The 16,090-nt window shown below is 57.6% G+C and carries 16 protein-coding genes; 8 read left to right on the top strand and 8 right to left on the bottom strand.

Annotated features, from left to right (window positions below):
• Nucleotides 1-44: 44 nt before the first annotated feature.
• The 3 genes from IPM20_06115 to IPM20_06105 all read right to left on the bottom strand — a co-directional run bounded on the left by IPM20_06115 (nt 45) and on the right by IPM20_06105 (nt 2,335).
• A complete protein-coding gene (locus IPM20_06115) occupies nt 45-608 on the bottom strand; it encodes a hypothetical protein (GenBank protein MBK9131200.1) in 564 nt (187 codons plus the stop codon).
• Between the two features lie 502 nt (nt 609-1,110).
• Nucleotides 1,111-1,392 (bottom strand): transposase, encoded by a 282-nt coding sequence (locus IPM20_06110; GenBank protein MBK9131199.1) that lies wholly within the window; start codon nt 1,390-1,392, stop codon nt 1,111-1,113.
• Between the two features lie 469 nt (nt 1,393-1,861).
• The gene (locus IPM20_06105) at nt 1,862-2,335 is read right to left on the bottom strand and encodes a hypothetical protein (GenBank protein ID MBK9131198.1); all 474 of its coding nucleotides are present in this window, start codon (nt 2,333-2,335) and stop codon (nt 1,862-1,864) included.
• A 127-nt stretch (nt 2,336-2,462) separates the two neighbouring features.
• Here IPM20_06105 and IPM20_06100 point away from each other — a divergent pair, with 127 nt between their 5' ends.
• Complete coding sequence (locus tag IPM20_06100; protein MBK9131197.1) at nt 2,463-3,785, top strand: sodium:alanine symporter family protein; 1,323 nt, start codon at nt 2,463-2,465, stop codon at nt 3,783-3,785.
• Nucleotides 3,786-3,930: 145 nt separating this feature from the next.
• On the opposite strand, the gene IPM20_06095 is transcribed toward IPM20_06100, so the two are convergent.
• Nucleotides 3,931-4,365 carry a helix-turn-helix domain-containing protein gene (locus IPM20_06095; GenBank protein ID MBK9131196.1) on the bottom strand — a complete coding sequence of 145 codons (435 nt, stop codon included), beginning with the start codon at nt 4,363-4,365 and terminating at the stop codon, nt 3,931-3,933.
• Nucleotides 4,366-4,446: 81 nt separating this feature from the next.
• Here IPM20_06095 and IPM20_06090 point away from each other — a divergent pair, with 81 nt between their 5' ends.
• Together IPM20_06090 and IPM20_06085 are read left to right on the top strand one after the other, a co-directional pair.
• Nucleotides 4,447-4,932, top strand: a complete 486-nt coding sequence (locus IPM20_06090) for a DUF2938 domain-containing protein (protein MBK9131195.1) — start codon at nt 4,447-4,449, stop codon at nt 4,930-4,932.
• A 70-nt stretch (nt 4,933-5,002) separates the two neighbouring features.
• Complete coding sequence (locus IPM20_06085; GenBank protein ID MBK9131194.1) at nt 5,003-5,221, top strand: DUF2798 domain-containing protein; 219 nt, start codon at nt 5,003-5,005, stop codon at nt 5,219-5,221.
• Between the two features lie 199 nt (nt 5,222-5,420).
• Here the strand turns inward: IPM20_06085 and IPM20_06080 are convergent, their stop codons facing one another.
• From IPM20_06080 to IPM20_06065, 4 genes are all read right to left on the bottom strand, one after another.
• Nucleotides 5,421-5,642, bottom strand: a complete 222-nt coding sequence (locus IPM20_06080; GenBank protein MBK9131193.1) for a hypothetical protein — start codon at nt 5,640-5,642, stop codon at nt 5,421-5,423.
• Between the two features lie 611 nt (nt 5,643-6,253).
• A complete protein-coding gene (locus IPM20_06075) occupies nt 6,254-6,679 on the bottom strand; it encodes a copper chaperone PCu(A)C (GenBank protein MBK9131192.1) in 426 nt (141 codons plus the stop codon).
• Nucleotides 6,680-6,694: 15 nt separating this feature from the next.
• Nucleotides 6,695-7,408 (bottom strand): SCO family protein, encoded by a 714-nt coding sequence (locus tag IPM20_06070; protein ID MBK9131191.1) that lies wholly within the window; start codon nt 7,406-7,408, stop codon nt 6,695-6,697.
• 114 nt (nt 7,409-7,522) lie between these two features.
• Entirely contained in the window at nt 7,523-8,092 is a 570-nt protein-coding gene (locus IPM20_06065; protein MBK9131190.1) for a TMEM165/GDT1 family protein, read from the bottom strand.
• A gap of 707 nt (nt 8,093-8,799) precedes the next feature.
• Here IPM20_06065 and IPM20_06060 point away from each other — a divergent pair.
• Genes IPM20_06060 through IPM20_06040 form a run of 5 tightly spaced genes read left to right on the top strand, consistent with a single transcriptional unit; the run spans nt 8,800 to nt 16,090 of the window.
• Nucleotides 8,800-10,143 (top strand): AAA family ATPase, encoded by a 1,344-nt coding sequence (locus IPM20_06060; GenBank protein ID MBK9131189.1) that lies wholly within the window; start codon nt 8,800-8,802, stop codon nt 10,141-10,143.
• 40 nt (nt 10,144-10,183) lie between these two features.
• Nucleotides 10,184-11,827: a pilus (MSHA type) biogenesis protein MshL gene (gene mshL, locus IPM20_06055; protein ID MBK9131188.1), complete on the top strand. Its 1,644-nt coding sequence runs from the start codon at nt 10,184-10,186 to the stop codon at nt 11,825-11,827.
• The gene (locus IPM20_06050) at nt 11,824-13,173 is read left to right on the top strand and encodes a tetratricopeptide repeat protein (GenBank protein MBK9131187.1); all 1,350 of its coding nucleotides are present in this window, start codon (nt 11,824-11,826) and stop codon (nt 13,171-13,173) included. The genes mshL and IPM20_06050 overlap by 4 nt, the downstream gene beginning before the upstream one ends.
• Entirely contained in the window at nt 13,170-14,876 is a 1,707-nt protein-coding gene (locus IPM20_06045) for a type II/IV secretion system protein (GenBank protein MBK9131186.1), read from the top strand. The genes IPM20_06050 and IPM20_06045 overlap by 4 nt, the downstream gene beginning before the upstream one ends.
• Nucleotides 14,877-14,884: 8 nt before the next feature.
• Entirely contained in the window at nt 14,885-16,090 is a 1,206-nt protein-coding gene (locus IPM20_06040; protein MBK9131185.1) for a type II secretion system F family protein, read from the top strand.

Here is a 16,090-nt window from a genome sequence, read left to right as displayed (position 1 = left end):
GTTGAAAAATCATTTTTTCCATAAAGCTGTTATTATTGATCTGTTTATTCACCCAGCAAATCACTATTGCATATTGTAGGGATTTCGCTAAACATTCCTTCAAATTGTTCTGCAGTTATTTTGAAATGACTTTGATAATTAGTCATTTTATCCCTGTCCAGGCTATCGAAGAATTTACGAAAATTTTCTAGACGCCGAGCCAATCTACAGGATGTTGGTGGGTGTGAGTTATTCAGGATTACCCTATCTGAATCATATTCTTCGATTGCTAATAAGGGAAAAGCTATAGAAATTCCAAATAATGGTGAAAACCCTGCCCTTTCAGCTAACTCATATCCAAAGTCATCTGCAGCATGCTCCTGATTCCGATACTCTTCTGAGGTAATTTCAGAAATAGTATTATGATTTAAATGTAAGTGGCCAAGCTCATGGCCGATAATGAAGCTAAAAAAATCAATAAATATATTTTCTTTTAATTCAGAATAGGTTTCTGATTTCCGAATCCTTGATATTTCGTCTGATGGAATCTTGCAGAAACTACTAAAGTCGATATTAGGAATTGATGGTTCTGTAATGAACGAATCGTAGTTATTGAAGAGTGCATTCATAATAATGTCAGAGTAGTTCATTAAAGCATCTATGCATTCTGGGTTCTCGATATAAATAATGCCGGCGTCAACATATTGATCAACTATAGCTATGAATCCAACTGGGATTATTATTTTATATTGATTCTTGTACGAATAAGCGTTGAAGTGCCAATCTTTACTAACTATCAAGGATGTTCGGTTTATTACATGTCTAAGACTTTTGTCCGCAGATTTTAGAAAGCCACTTCGTATGTGGTTATTCCAAATCAATTGAATATAGTTGTTATATTTGATATATGCGTTATTAATATTCACATGTGTTTCAGTGTTATGTCCATGAGCTCATCTCTACAGAAAATGAGGAAAGTAAAGCGAGACATGAGAATAAGTAAAAAAATAATTTTCATCTGTCTTGAGTATTAATAGTTGAGGTGACCTTACACCTTCGGATATCCCAGTTTCAAGTTCGGACTCTGGCTGATTGTTGTTGACTCAAACTGCTGCCTATACATCTCGGGACTCAAGCTTCACAAGGCGCTGTGAGGCCGTTCCCGGTTGTAATCTTGTCGCCTGTCCTCGATGGTTCGCGGGTTTCTCCAGATTCAAGATGTACGTGATGGTTCAAACATTCATACCGCAGGCGGGCGTTGAAGTTCTGTATATGACCATTGTCTGTCGACTTACACGGCCGGATGAATTGCAATTTCACTTCCTGGTTATACGCCCACCGATCCAGCACCCGGCTGGAGAACTCCGGTACGTTATCCATCTGTATCACGGCAGGTCGCAGTCCCTCGCCCATAAGCCGCGTCAGCAGGCGTATCCGCCTGCCATGGAGCAGCTATCGCTGACGAAATCCAGCGACCAGAGCTGATTGGGACAGGTCGGACCTCGCATCACCACGCGTAAAGGCCATCATCACGATCTCTATATTGGTATACCGGGCGGGGAATAGGTCACATTCGATAATACTAACAGATGTGTACATTGAGCTTTGGTTGTGCCGAATTTGTGACAAACCAAGTAAATGCCAGTATTAAAAATCAACGACTTACGTAGGGCACAGAAAATCGGCAGGCGTCGCAAGTGGCAGATTAAGTTAACTTTAGTATAAAAAAGTTACGACTACGAACCAGGCGGTCGGGAGTTCGAATCTCTCCGGGCGCGCCATTCACCATTTGGCTGAAAATAGAGCACTCGAAGAGCCGAGTTTTCTCTGTGCTTTGATGGTGGTTATCCATATATGGTTAATCAGCTCATTCCCTGCCGGGTCAATTAAAATCCCCAAGAAAATTGCGCAGCATTCTGGCTTCCCAGGATAATGTTGGCTCGATGCGATTTTCAATAAAATACTGAAGGCCTTTCATGGAGCGTATTTTTGCTAATGCAACGGTCGCTCCATCGGAAATGCTCTCCCACTTTTCACTCTGAAGTTGTAACAGGCTGTCTTCGTAATCACGCAGCAAGTCGCCGGAAAATTGAGAAATACGGTTGCTGGCCTGCAAACGGATTGAATCAGGTTCATCCTCAAGGGCGATTTCGATCAATGACAATAACATGTCGGTATTGTCCAGGTGCTGCTCAAAATATGATTGTGCCTCGGGTAAAGCCCGCATGCTATCGAGCAAAAGTCGTCGGACCTTATCTTTGTCTATTTCCACTGGTATGGCAGTCTCATCGATGGTCAGCTTATCGCCGTCAGCGGCGGTGAATGACCGCTGGATGCGGTCAATATGGGTATTCATTCTTCCTAAACCGGACGCTCCGGGCCATCCAGGAAGAGGTCCCCGGCAACGAGGGGGGAGTGGGCCAAGGGCATAATTCTCCAGTTATACTCTCCCAATAGAATCAATAGACGGGGAGAAGTCAATCATGCTGGCCATCGAATCCTTGATTTCCACGCTGTCGAGCTGGGTGTGGGGGCCGCCCATGCTGATTTTGCTGGTTGGCACAGGTCTTTATCTCACCATTCTGCTCAAAGGCATGCAGTTCCGTGCCTTGCCGCATGCGATGAAACTGATTTTTCACAAGGACCAGGGTCATGCTGGCGACATCAGCCATTTCGCCGCATTGATGACTGCTTTGGCGGCAACCGTCGGGATTGGCAACATCGTTGGCGTAGCCACCGCGATTACTCTGGGGGGGCCCGGAGCGGTATTCTGGATGTGGATGACCGGCTTGGTCGGAATGGCAACCAAGTACGCCGAAGCGGTTCTCGCCGTTAAGTACCGCGAGCATGGCGAACATGGTATGCGGGGCGGTCCGATGTATTACCTGGCCAAGGGTTGCAACCTGCCAGCGTTGGGTTGGTTCTTCGCGCTGTTTACCACTCTCGCGACTTTCGGCATCGGCAACATGACGCAAGCCAATGCCGTGGCCGGCATTTTCGAATCCGCATTCCATATCGAACCCTGGGTCACAGGTGTGACACTGACCCTTCTGACGGGACTGGTGATCCTTGGCGGTATCCGCTCGATTGGCCGATTTACCTCGGTACTCGTACCATTCATGATTCTGGGTTATATCGCGGCAGCGCTTCTGGTGCTGGCGATCAATGCCGGCGAAATTCCGCATGCCCTTTCACTGATCTTCTACCATGCTTTCAACCCGATTGCCGCCGGTGGCGGCTTTGCCGGTGCTGCTGTGGCTGCAGCCATCCGCTATGGCGTAGCCCGCGGTGTGTTCTCAAATGAATCCGGTCTTGGCTCGGCTCCGATCGCCGCCGCCGCTGCACGTACCAACGATCCAGTCAAACAGGCACTGGTGAGCATGACGCAGACCTTCATCGACACACTGGTTGTCTGCAGCATGACGGCCCTGGTCATACTGACCGCAACTCCCTGGACTGAAGGAGTGGGCGCCGCCCAACTTACCAGCCTGAGTTTTGCAGAAACGCTCGGCCGGGCCGGGGAAATCATCGTTGCAATCGCGACAGCATGCTTCGCCTACTCGACCCTGCTTGGCTGGAGTTATTACGGGGAAAAGGCCGTTGAATACCTCGCCGGCACTCGCGCGATTCGCATCTATCGCGTGGTATTCGTCACGGCGGTCATCGTCGGCGCCATGATGAAGCTGGAATTCGTGTGGAATTTCTCCGACCTGATGAATGGGCTCATGGCCATTCCTAACCTGATCGCCCTGTTGATGCTCTCAAAAATCATCAAACAGGAAACCGACCGCTACTTTTCCGAATAAGGGATTACGCAGGCGCGGTCATTGGAGCAAACAATGGCTTATTGTCATGCCACCGCCGGAGCGACCCAAGCCACAAAACTTTCTCTCCGGCGTCCGTGCTAATTCGGGTCGCAGTGCGTCGTGCGTGACGCGCCAGCGGTCCAAATTATCTGGAGATTTTTTTACCCGGCGATTTCTTTTGTCTGCGCCTTCCAAGCCCTCCGGCAGCAGCGATCCCCACGATACGGCGGAACTTCGGGCATTCCATGTGGCTCGCTGCGGTACAGGCAGCCGCGTGTCGCAGGCCATCACGCATGACTGTCAACTTTCGGATCTTTCCATCAAGCTCTTCCGCCTTGTCGGCGAGTAACTGCCGGTCGATCCGGGGTTTCCCGTCCGGCGCGAACATGCGGGCGATCTCATCCAGCGAAAGTCCCGCGGCTCGGCCCAGGGCTATCAATGCCAGCCGTTCCAGCACGTTGGGGCTGAACACACGGCGCAACCCTCGTCTGCCGACAGAGGTAACTAAACCTTTCTCCTCGTAGAAACGCAGGGTTGACGCGGGAACACCGGACTGTTTCGCCACTTCCGAAATATCCATGATACTCCCCTTGACTTAAAGTCGACTTTAAGTCGTAAGCTATCATCACTGGCCTGTGAAGGCAAACATCTGGAGAGAATCATGAACTACTTAGTCAGTACGATTATTACCGGGGTTGGCGCAACGGTGGTGATGGATCTGTGGGGACTTGCACGCAAACCTCTGCTCGGTATCGCGCCGCCGGACTATGGTTTGGTGGGCCGCTGGATCGCCTACATGCCGCGCGGTCGCTTTCACCATGAATCCATTTCGGCATCGTCGCCAGTGCAAGGCGAACGCCTCATCGGCTGGACTGCCCATTATCTGACCGGTATCGCGTACGCAGCCGTATTGATCGGAATCTGGGGAAGTGGCTGGATTGAGCGGCCAACAATTGCCCCAGCGTTAATCGTGGGCATAGGCACCGTGGCGGCGCCTTTCTTGTTGATGCAGCCAGGTATGGGGGCAGGCATAGCCGCCTCCAGGACATCCCGCCCTGTTGCGGCCCGGGTTCAGACTCTAATTACCCATGCGATTTTCGGTTCCGGGCTTTTCCTCACCGGATGGGTCGCGCGCCTTATCTTCTGATCATGCCGCTGGATTCAGGAAGGAGTGGCAAGCTGCATCAATGACTAACCATAGGAGAACAAAAATGCGTATTCCTGCTCGTTTCGCACCGATACTTTTCAGCGCCCTGCTTTCCGCAATCATGGTCAGCATCGTTTCTGCGTTTGTCCTGGTAAACACGCAAGGGTTTAACCCCGGGTTACCTTCGCAGTGGTTTCGAAGCTGTGTCACGATCTGGCCTGTGGCTTTCCCGACGGTAGCAATCGTGGCGCCATGGGTTCGGCAGATTGTTGGTCGTATCACCGCCTAGAGGACGCAGTCCTGAATCCTTGATGTGCAGTGTCGACTGTAGGAGAGGGGAGAGGGGGGCAGTACTCCATTTGGCATGCGTATCCTGGGGCTCACCTATCGAGATTCCGATTCGGGTGCCGGCCAGGACCCACTGCGGGTGAAAAAGATGATGACCAAGGGCCTGGTTCCAGGCCCTTGGTCGAGGTGTGCAGGCGGGATTAGAAAATATTCTTGAAGATGGACTTCAGCTTGGTGAAGAAATTGAAGTGACCGTCTTTCTTCTTGTAGCCTTGGTGGCCGTGATGGCCGCCATCGTGGGGCTTATGGGGCGAGCCGGTGCCTGCGAGGGAGGGGGCGGCTTTGAGGGTCAAGATCACCGGCACTACGTACGCGGTTTTCTTAAGAAAGTCACGTCTGGATTTGTTTGTTGATTCGCTCACGACTACCTGCCTCTGTTCCTCAATCACACCGTGATATCGGAACACCAACTTGTTTCTATTTAGCCAATCTGTGGACCTTACAGATTGAACCCGCTCGTCCGAGTGTGAATCTGGATTGCTAGGTAAATCTCACATGGACGTGCCAATTATATGACGCACATCACGGGATGTCAATTTCTCGTCGCAATGTCCGGGGTGCCCCATCTGCCCTTCGCTGGTAATGTAAGTTAATGAATTAATATGAGAATCATTCGTTACTCGGTGGCTTGACGGAGATCGGGGTGTGGTCTGAATGAAGGGATCTTTCAGGATCCGAGGTTTGTGCAAATAATTTGCATCGAGGTTTTATCCTTTCATCTCCTTATATATTTCAAGTAAGTGAGAATTAGACTTCAAATTTCACCTTGAGAGTCAGGATTCAAGTAGATGAATTTACATAAGATCAGTCGATACGATGCCGTGCCTTTGTGGGAAGCAATTACACTATCTTATTACGTGATGCGTTCCCGGTACTCGGGATGGCGGAGCCGACGCGCTGCCGCCCGAGGTCGGTCAGCCCCGGTCGGCGACTGCGGGGAGAAGTTTGAATAAGACGTGCGGTTCGCAGGGGGCTATTTGCGGACCTCGGCCTTCACATGTATGGATTCGTCATTGCTGAAATGCAGTTCGATATCGACATGGTCGCCTGCCTTCAGGGGCCTCTTTTTGTCCATCAGCATCAGGTGGTAACCGCCCGGTTCGAGCTTAAGGCTCGAATTGGCATCGATGTGCAGGTGATGTTCCTTGCGCATGTGCATCATGCCGTCGTGCATCTCCGAGGCATGAATCTCGACTGCTCCGAAGTCATCGCTGGCGGCGGACTCGAGCATGACGCTGGCCTTGGAGTGGTTCTCTATGGTCAGGTAGCAGGCCAGGACTTTAGCGGTCGGTGGTGCCTCAGGTATCCATGCGTCCTGAATGGCGATGTCGCCGGCCTGGCTTGGCGCGAAGGCCAGGACCAGCAGACTGAATAGTGTAATACGAATGGTGTTTTTCATGGCGTCTCCTCGGTGTTACTGGTGATCGCGCAGCTGTTGATAAACCTGGAGCGTGCGCTCGGTGTCGAAGGGCGGCAGCAGCGTCGCGACCAGCCGGCCTTGCGGATCAATGAACAGCAGGCCGGAATAATGATCGACGACATAGGCATCGAGTACGGGTTTATGCAGTACGTCGCGAATCGGCTCTCCGGTTTCGGGATCGGCATATCCGTAAGGAATGTCCAGCTCATGATTGAGACGTTGGAGCTGGTCGGGTTCGCCCGTCAGGCCCAGAAAGTCCGGATTGAAATACGTGACATATGCCGCCAGTTGTTCCGCAGTGTCACGGAAAGGGTCGACGCTGATGAATACGAACCGGGTCGCTTGGGTGCCCACGGATGAAAGCGCGGGTTGTTTGAAGAGGCGCGCCATCTCCGCCAGAGTCGTCGGACAGAAATCGGGGCAGGAGGTATAGCCGAAGGCCGCCAGGGTCCAGTGCCCGCGCAGGCGGTCATTCACAAACGGTCGCCCGTGGTGATCGGCGAGATCAAATTTTGGCAGCCTTGCCGGCGGGCTGAATACGGTCAGGCCCGGAAGGTCAATTTGCGGGGCGGGCGGGTTTCTGGCCAGGAAAATCCAGATGCCCGCGATCAGTTCGAGTACGACGATCGCGAGTATGGCGATGAGTACCCGGCGCCGCGTGCGGTGCGGCACAGGAGTGCTCCGGTATTCTGCGGCATCGGTGATCATGGCGACGAACGAAGAGAAAGGCTCATGCCATTATAGGCGGGTTACGCATGCCGGAGGATGCGACATTTTGCCGCACCCAGATATGAAGTCATGGGCTGCGCACGGCCGCACCATTCAGTTCGCTACGTTTGCATTCATCAGAACCACTGCGCCCAGAACGATGAAGATCAGGGCGGCGGCTCCATGTATCAATGGCAGCGGGAGTTTTCTCGTAATGGTTTCACCGAGCAGAACCGCGGGTACGTTCGCCAGCATCATCCCCAGGGTCGTGCCTGCCACGACGGCAGAATAGCCGGTGTACTGTGCCGCCAGGGCGACGGTAGCCACCTGGGTCTTGTCGCCCATCTCGGCCAGAAAAAACGCGACCACGGTGGTGGCGAAAACGCCGAGCTTGAGCGGTTTCTCCCCGGCATCGTCGAGTCGATCCGGGATCAGCATCCACAAGGCCATGCCGATGAACGAGATCCCGATGATCCAGCGCAGATTGTCGTAACCGACGTACGCGGTGATCCAGGCGCCGAGGGCGGCGGCCGCCGCGTGATTGGCGAGGGTGGCGCAGAGGATTCCGAGGATGATCGCGGTCGGTTGCCGGTAGCGTGCGGCCAGCAGTATCGAAAGGAGCTGGGTCTTGTCACCCATTTCCGCCAGGGCGACGACCCCGGTTGAAACCAGAAATGCTTCCATGATTGTCTCCGGCCGGTTCGAGATCCAATGACTGCGCCGCCTCCCCGGCCATGCCGGAGACGGTGCAGTCAAAAGTCTCGCCAGATCCGGAAACCGTCCGCACCATGCCCGCAGGGCAAGTCTGTTGATGCGAACCCCTCTCGTTCGGAGGGCGGCTACTCCCCAATGACGCGGATGATTCTAACGCACCCACGTGGCGAGGAAAAGCCCTCCGGCATTGCGCCGGGAACGCAAGCTATGCGTATAATCAGCCCAACGTCAACGAGCGTGGAGGGCACTGCCATGTTTGAGCCAATTGATGTTGTGATTGTGGGGTTGTTGATGTGTGCGCCGGTCAGTTACCTGTTGTTCGCGATCTTTACGGGTAGCTGATCCCCCGCCGTACCGGTGGCGGACAACTCTCCGCCGATCGGACCGGTACTCCAGGCAGTCGCCGAAGGGACGTCAACGTTGATCGTTATCGTTCCCTCAGGGTGTCTGTTGTCTTTCATGGCGCCGAATCGGTCGCTGAACCGTCGTTTCTGAAATCCTGGCCGGTCTTGTCCGCCGTGGCGTGATTTTCCACTGGCATATCTCTTGCAATTTCCCCTGCGGGAAAACCTTTTCCCAAACAAACAGCCTGTTATCGTGAATCGCCGGCCCGCACAGCCGGGTTTCCGTCACGGTTGTCCGGCGTCACGCCGGAATTCCGGCAGGCGGAGGGATCTATGTATTACGAACACTTCGGGTTGAGCCAGGCCCCGTTCCGGATTACACCGGATACGCAGCTGTTTTATACCGGCGGTGATCGAGGCGATATCCTTGCCGCACTGGTGCATGCGATCAGCGCGGGCGAGGGCATCACCAAGGTCGTGGGGGAAGTCGGCAGCGGCAAGACCATGCTGTGCCGCATGCTCGAGGTCTCGCTGCCGGAAACCATTGAGATCGTCTACCTCGTCAATCCCAGCATCGCGCCGGAGCATATCCTGCACGCGATCGCTTTCGAAATGGGGCTCGGGGCGGGGGCGGACGAGAACCGCTATGAAGTAATGAAGCGACTGCAGGAGCACTTGCTGGCCAAGCACATGAACGGTCGACAGGTCGTGGTTTTCGTCGAGGAAGCGCAGAGCATGCCGCTGGCGACCCTGGAAGAGATCCGTCTTCTCAGCAACCTCGAGACCCAGAAGCACAAATTGCTGCAGGTCGTACTGTTCGGGCAGCCCGAGCTGGACGCCAATCTCTCTGCGCCCCATGTGCGCCAGATCAAGGAACGCATCACCAACGGATTCTATTTGTCCCCGCTGGGGCCGCAGGAGGTGCGCGATTATCTGGAGTTCCGTTTGCGTCTGGCCGGTAATCGCGGACCCGGGGTATTTGCGCCGGATGCCGTGCGCGCATTCACGCGCGCGTCGCGCGGCGTGATGCGCCGTCTCAATATCCTGGCCGACAAGTCCATGCTGGCGGCATATTCCGAGGGTCGACGTGAGGTCTCTGCGCGGCATGTGTATGCGGCATTGCGGGACAGCGAATTCTCCAGCCGAATGCCCTGGAGTCGCGGGTTGCTGGCTCAATTGACGAATGCCGCCGGCACCTGGGCAGCCGCCGTTTTTCAACGCGCTGCAGTCGATGTGCCGCCTGATGCCTGGGCGGTGCCGGGTTCGGCCGTGGTGCCCGTCGAATCCGCACCGACATGCGTGTCGTTGCCAATGGAAACACCGGTCGAGGCATGTGCAGATATTACCCGGGAGCGCCTCGAAGCGACGCGCGACTGGCTGTCATCCGTCGATCCCGATCATTTCAGTGTGCAACTCCTGCAGGCGGAGGCCGAGACCGCCGCTCCGCTGGATCGTTTTCTGTCCACGGTCGAGGCGCGGAAACGGCTCGATCGTATCTACATCTATCGCAGCGATGTCAGAGGGAATCCCATGTTGTCGGTCTTGTACGGCAGCTACGAGAACTATGCGGCAGCGAGCGAAGCGGCGCGGAATGTGGAATCGATGCTGCCCGGCTACCAGCCGTATGTGCGGACCGTGCGCCGGGTCATGGTCGAGGCCGGGACAGCCTCGCATTAAGGAACCGAGTTTCAACTGAATATCAGGGCGGAAAGCAACCATGAAAAAAATGATCGTCCTCCTGCCGGCATTCCTGCTGTTGATATCGTGCAGCGCGACAAACCCGCCGAAGATCTCGGAGGAGCATCTGCAGGCGCCGCCATCCGAAGATGGGGATATCCCGGCGGCAGTCGCGCAGGCGCCGGTGCTGCCCAGGCCCAGACCAACGGCGAAACTGGAGACCTATACCGTCGTTGTGAGCGATGTCCCGGTCAAGGATCTGCTTTTCAGTCTGGCGCGTGACGCCAGGCTCAATGTCGATATCCATCCGGGTATTGCCGGGACGGTCACGCTCAACGCGGTGGATCAGACCCTGCCCCAGATTCTCAACCGCGTTGCCAAGCAGGTCAGCCTGCGCTACACGATCGACGGCCCGAATCTGGTGGTTTCGCCCGATCTGCCGTTTTGGCAGACCTACAAGGTCGATTATCTGAACATGGCGCGCGACAGCGTGTCCGAGGTCAGCGTGGCGACGAAGATCGCAACCACCGGAGGTACCGTCGGCCAGGAAGGCGGCGGGACCGGCGAGGAGGGTAATGTCTCCCGTACCACGGTGACCAATACTACCAAGAACGATTTCTGGGTTCGGCTCGAGGGGAATATTCGTTCGATCGTCGGTGGCGGGACCGCCGCCACGGCGGACGGCGCGGCCTCCTCGTCGGTCGTGATCGACCCCAACAGCGGCGTCATCAATGTGCTCGGGACCCAGCGTCAGCAGGAGCAGGTCCAGACCTACGTGGATGAAGTGCTCGCGAACGCGATGCGCCAGGTACTGATCGAGATGTCGATTGTCGAGGTCGAACTCAGCGACGGCTATCAGGCGGGTGTGGACTGGCAGCGCCTCTCCGACGCCCAGGGCAGTGATCATAACGGTCCGTCGGTGATCGGGTCGTTTCTCGGGAACAACCTCGCCACCGCGCCGTTTTTCAGCCTTGCCTACAACAAGGATACCCCGGGCGGAGGCAATATATCGGCGACCGTGCGCATGCTGGAAACCTTCGGCGATGTGAAGGTGTTGTCCAGCCCCAAGATCATGGTGCTGAACAACCAGACCGCAGTGCTCAAGGTGGTGGATGAGCAGGTCTATTTCTCGGTCGAGCAGGAGATCTTCGAGGGGACGGATAACGCCCAGCCGCGTACCACCTATACCAGCACCATCCATACCGTGCCCGTCGGCCTGGTCATGAGCGTGACGCCACAGATCAACGGCACGGATTCCGTCAGTATCAATGTGCGACCGACGATCTCCCGCATCACCGGGTTCGCCACGGACCCGGTGCCGCGCCTGCTCGGGTCGGACTTTGACAACCTGGTACCGGAGATCCAGGTGCGCGAGATGGAATCACTGCTGCAGGTCGCGAATGGCCAGACCGTGGTCATGGGCGGATTGATGCAGAACAAGGTCGACAAGAACAAGAGCGGTGTGCCCCTGTTGTCCTCCCTGCCCGTGATCGGGAACCTGTTCAGCTATCGCGACGACGGGTTCACCAAGACGGAGCTGGTGATTTTCCTGCGTCCGACCGTCGTGCGCAGCGCGGGCGTCGGTTTCGACGCGGACACGGCGAGCAGGCATCTGGTTGATCCCGGTACGGAGAAATTCGGCGCGCTAAAGCGGCCGTCGCCGGAGAAGGATGGTGCCTCATGAGTCTGTTGATGGATGCCCTGCGCCGGGCCGAACAGGTCAGGGAGCAAGGTGCAGTCGATCCACGTGACGAGACTGGCGCCACGGCGCCGGAGGCGCCCGTGGTTGCCAGGCTGATCGCCCATGACGGCGAGAATGCAGCCGGTCAGAAGCCGTCCACGGAAGGAGAGGGGATCACCCTGTCCATCAGCGAGGTGACACCCGTGGAGCCGTCACCGTCCGAACCATCCCCGGTCTCGATGCCTGTTGTACCGGACCCGCCGGTGGCGTCCGAAGCGCGGCGGCCCGAGCCCGCCGTATCTGCATCTACAACGGGGCGGAGTGTCGATCATGAACAGGCGCGACGCATGCTCGCGCTCAAGGCGCGTCAGTCCCGGCGCCGCCGGTTCGGATACCTGGCGGGAGGCGGCGTCGCGCTGTTGCTCGCGGGCCTGATCGTGATCTATTTCAGGGTGGTCGTCGAGACCGGGGATCTCCGCGAGGCCAGGCCGGCCATGGTGGAGCCGATGCCAGAGGCCCCGGCCGAGTCCGGTACGGAGCCGATGGAGGAAGCGGCAATCGGGCCGTCCGAGTCCGGCGGCCCGGTCACCGATGAGACGCCGCAGGGTATCTCTCCAGTGGTACCACCTGCCGCGGTCGCGCCGCCGAAGTCGCGCGTCGCCGCGCGAGAGGCGGGATCCACGCCGCCGCAGGCGATGACACCCGCGCCCGAAGAACAACATGTCGCGCCGCCGCTGGTCATCGTGCGCAATGAAGTGGAGGATCCGCTGCAGGCCTTGCTCGGCAAGGCGTTCGCGGCCTACCAGGGCGGTGATGATGCGGCGGCCGAATCGGCCTACCGCCAGGCATTGCAGTTCGACACGCGCAATCGCGATGCGCTGCTCGGTCTTGCCGCGCTCGCGCAGCGGGGTGGGCGGACCGAGGAGGCGCGGCAGTATTATCGTACCCTGCTCGAATTGAACCCGCTTGACAGCGCGCCGGTCGCCGGTCTGATCGGGCTGCAGGGCGGCAATGATCCGGTACAGGACGAGAGCCGGATCAAGCTGCTGCTCCGGCAGGAACCCGAGGCGCCATATCTGCATTTCACGCTCGGCACGCTGTTCGTGGCCCAGGGCCGCTGGCCGGAGGCGCAGCAGGCCTTCTTCGACGCCTACCGTTATGATTCCGTCCGCGCGGACTATGCCTTCAACCTGGCGGTGGCGCTCGACCGCCTCGGGCAACGGGGGGCCGCTATCGGCTATTACCGGCGCGCGCTCGAACTGAGCCGTTCCGGCGCCAGCAGTTTCAACACCGACGATGTGGAGCGCCGCATCGATACCCTGACCACGCCAGGCGGAGGCCGCCAATGAGCGCGGTACGCAAGCCGCTGCGCCTGGGTGAGCTGCTGATCGAAAAAGGGCTACTGTCCCAGGATCAGCTGCGCATTGCGCTGACCGAGCAGAAGCGCCAGAACGTGCCGCTCGGCAAGATCGTGGTCCAGCTCGGATTCCTGACCGAAGCGGTGATGCGCGATGTTCTCGGCGAATCGATCGGGCAGGAAAGCATCGACCTGACCAAGATCGTGCCGTATCCGGAGGCCCTGGCGTTGATGCCGAAGGATCTGGCGCGCCGCTACAACATGCTGCCGATCTCCTACGATCCGGCGCAGAAGGTGTTGACGGTGGCCATGGCGGATACCTTCAACGTCGTCGCGCTGGATCAGACCGCCGCCCTGCTCGGGGGCGATCTCGAACTGAAACCCCTGCTTGCCAGCGAGGCCGAGATCGAGGCTGCAATCGATCAGTTCTACGGTTACGAGCTTTCCATCGACGGCATCCTGCACGAGATCGAGACCGGTGAGGTCGATTACCGGACCTTCCACGGCAAGGAGGAGGAGTACAGCCATCCGCTGGTGCGTCTGGTCGACGCGTTGCTGGTCGACGCCGTGAAACGCGGCGCCTCGGACATCCATTTCGAACCCGAGGCGGGCTTCTTGCGCGTCCGCTACCGCATCGACGGCGTGCTGCGCCAGGCACAGACCTTACACAAGAATTACTGGTCGGGAGTCTCGGTCCGGCTCAAGGTGATGGCTACCATGAATATCGCCGAGACGCGGGCGCCGCAGGACGGACGGATATCACGCGCCATCGCCGGTCGGCCGGTCGATTTCCGCGTTGCCAGCCAGCCGACCACGCATGGCGAAAACATCGTGCTTCGTATCCTGGACCGCCAGAAAGGCATCGTCCCGCTGGAGAAACTCAAGCTGACGGAGGAGGCGCTGTCGACGCTCAAGCTGATGATGGCGCGTCCGGAGGGCATCATCCTGGTGACCGGACCGACCGGAAGCGGAAAGACGACCACGCTCTATTCGATGCTCAGTTTCCGCAACACCGAGGCGGTCAACATCATGACGCTGGAGGATCCGGTGGAGTATCCGATGCCGATGATACGCCAGAGCTCGGTCAACGAATCCGTCAAGCTCGATTTCGCCAACGGCATCCGTTCGATCATGCGCCAGGATCCGGACATCGTGCTGATCGGCGAGATCCGCGACGAGGATACCGCGGAGATGGCGTTCCGCGCCGCCATGACGGGTCATCAGGTCTTTTCCACCCTGCACACCAACTCCGCGCTCGGCGCGGTGCCGCGTCTGCTCGATATCGGCGTGCTTCCCGACATCATGGCCGGAAACATCATCGGCGTGGTCGCGCAGCGCCTGGTGCGTCGCCTGTGCCGGCATTGCCGGACGCCTTATGAACCCGTCGGCGTCGAACGCCGGCTGCTCGGCATCGAGGACCGCAACGCCAGGGTTACCGTATACCGGGCGCAGGGTTGTCCGCAGTGTGATCACCAGGGATACAGGGGCCGGTTTGCCTTGCTGGAGATACTGCGCATCGATCCGGATATGGATGAAATGATCGCGCGCCGCGCCACCGTGCGCGAACTCTACAAGCACGCGCTCTCGCTGGGTTTCAGCACGCTTGCCGATGATGGCATCCGCAGCGTGCTCGCGGGTGACACCAGCCTCGACGAGGTCTCGCGCGTGGTCGACCTTACCGGACGGATCGTATAGGCGTCGCCATGGCGATATTCCGGTACAGGGCGATGAACGGTCGCGGCAGGGTGGTCCAGGGCCGGCTGGTGGCCGTCAATGCCAATGAGCTCGAGACCCGGCTGGGCAATATGGAGCTCGACCTGATCACCTGTCGCGAGGTCACCGCGAGCGCCGGTCACATCGGCGGACGTCGCGTCACACGCCAGGACCTGATCAATTTCTGTTTTCACATGGAACAGATGCTGCGCGCCGGCGTTCCCATCCTGGAGGCGCTGGGCGATCTCCGGGACAGCATGGACAACCTGCGGCTGCGTGAAATGGTCGTCGCGCTGATAGCCTCGATTGAAGGCGGCAAGACCCTGTCGGGGGCGCTGGCGGAGTTTCCGCGCATTTTCAACCCCGTGTTTATCAGCCTGATCCGGGCCGGCGAGTCCAGCGGACGCCTGAGCGACGTGCTGGCCAATCTCGCGGAATCGCTGAAGTGGCAGGATGAACTGATCGCGCACACGCGCAAGCTGGCGATGTATCCGGCCTTCGTCGGGGTCGTGGTGGTCGCGGTGGTGTTTTTCCTGATGATCTATCTGGTGCCCCAGCTGGTCGGATTCATCCGCAACCTGGGCGGAGAACTGCCCTTGCACACACGCGCCTTGCTGTGGGTTTCCGGTGTGTTCGTTCACTACTGGCATGTGATCCTGCTGGCGCCGGTCGTCATATTCATGGGCGTCCGCTATCTCGCCCGGGTCAGTCCGGCTGTCCAGTACCGGATCGATGGCGCGAAACTGCGCCTGTTCGTGGTGGGCCCGATCCTGCGCAAGATCATCCTCAGTCGCTTCGCGAGTTATTTCTCCCTGTTGTATTCCTCCGGTGTGCCGATTCTCGACTGCCTCAAGATCAGCGAGGAGATCGTTGGCAATCGGGTGGTGGCGGCCGCGATCGGCAAGGTCACGCGTTATGCCGCCGAGGGCCGGACGCTGAGCGAGAGCATCGAGAGCGTCTCGCTTTTCCCGCCGCTTCTGATGCGCATGCTGAAGGTGGGCGAGAGCACCGGACGGCTGGATGCCGCGCTGAACAACGTGAGTTATTTCTACAATCGCGACGTGCGTGAATCGATCGAACGCCTGCAGACGGTCATCGAGCCGGTCATGACGGTCGTGCTGGGGCTGATCCTTGGCTGGGTCATGATGTCGGTCTTGGGTCCGGTATACGACATGATCAGCAAGATACGGATGTGA

This window comes from Gammaproteobacteria bacterium (assembly GCA_016716465.1).
In the GTDB taxonomy this organism is placed as follows: domain Bacteria; phylum Pseudomonadota; class Gammaproteobacteria; order SZUA-140; family SZUA-140; genus JADJWH01.
Note: the sequence above shows the minus strand (reverse complement) of the source record. Positions and strands in the feature narration are given on the sequence as shown.

Bases quoted from the DNA above. Each gene is read 5' to 3' on its own strand.
- IPM20_06115 (MBK9131200.1), bottom strand. From the start codon at position 608: ATGAATGCACTCTTCAATAACTACGATTCGTTCATTACAGAACCATCA.
- IPM20_06110 (MBK9131199.1), bottom strand. From the start codon at position 1,392: ATGGGCGAGGGACTGCGACCTGCCGTGATACAGATGGATAACGTACCG.
- IPM20_06105 (MBK9131198.1), bottom strand. From the start codon at position 2,335: ATGAATACCCATATTGACCGCATCCAGCGGTCATTCACCGCCGCTGAC.
- IPM20_06100 (MBK9131197.1), top strand. From the start codon at position 2,463: ATGCTGGCCATCGAATCCTTGATTTCCACGCTGTCGAGCTGGGTGTGG.
- IPM20_06095 (MBK9131196.1), bottom strand. From the start codon at position 4,365: ATGGATATTTCGGAAGTGGCGAAACAGTCCGGTGTTCCCGCGTCAACC.
- IPM20_06090 (MBK9131195.1), top strand. From the start codon at position 4,447: ATGAACTACTTAGTCAGTACGATTATTACCGGGGTTGGCGCAACGGTG.
- IPM20_06075 (MBK9131192.1), bottom strand. From the start codon at position 6,679: ATGAAAAACACCATTCGTATTACACTATTCAGTCTGCTGGTCCTGGCC.
- IPM20_06070 (MBK9131191.1), bottom strand. From the start codon at position 7,408: ATGATCACCGATGCCGCAGAATACCGGAGCACTCCTGTGCCGCACCGC.
- IPM20_06065 (MBK9131190.1), bottom strand. From the start codon at position 8,092: ATGGAAGCATTTCTGGTTTCAACCGGGGTCGTCGCCCTGGCGGAAATG.
- IPM20_06060 (MBK9131189.1), top strand. From the start codon at position 8,800: ATGTATTACGAACACTTCGGGTTGAGCCAGGCCCCGTTCCGGATTACA.
- mshL (MBK9131188.1), top strand. From the start codon at position 10,184: ATGAAAAAAATGATCGTCCTCCTGCCGGCATTCCTGCTGTTGATATCG.
- IPM20_06050 (MBK9131187.1), top strand. From the start codon at position 11,824: ATGAGTCTGTTGATGGATGCCCTGCGCCGGGCCGAACAGGTCAGGGAG.
- IPM20_06045 (MBK9131186.1), top strand. From the start codon at position 13,170: ATGAGCGCGGTACGCAAGCCGCTGCGCCTGGGTGAGCTGCTGATCGAA.
- IPM20_06040 (MBK9131185.1), top strand. From the start codon at position 14,885: ATGGCGATATTCCGGTACAGGGCGATGAACGGTCGCGGCAGGGTGGTC.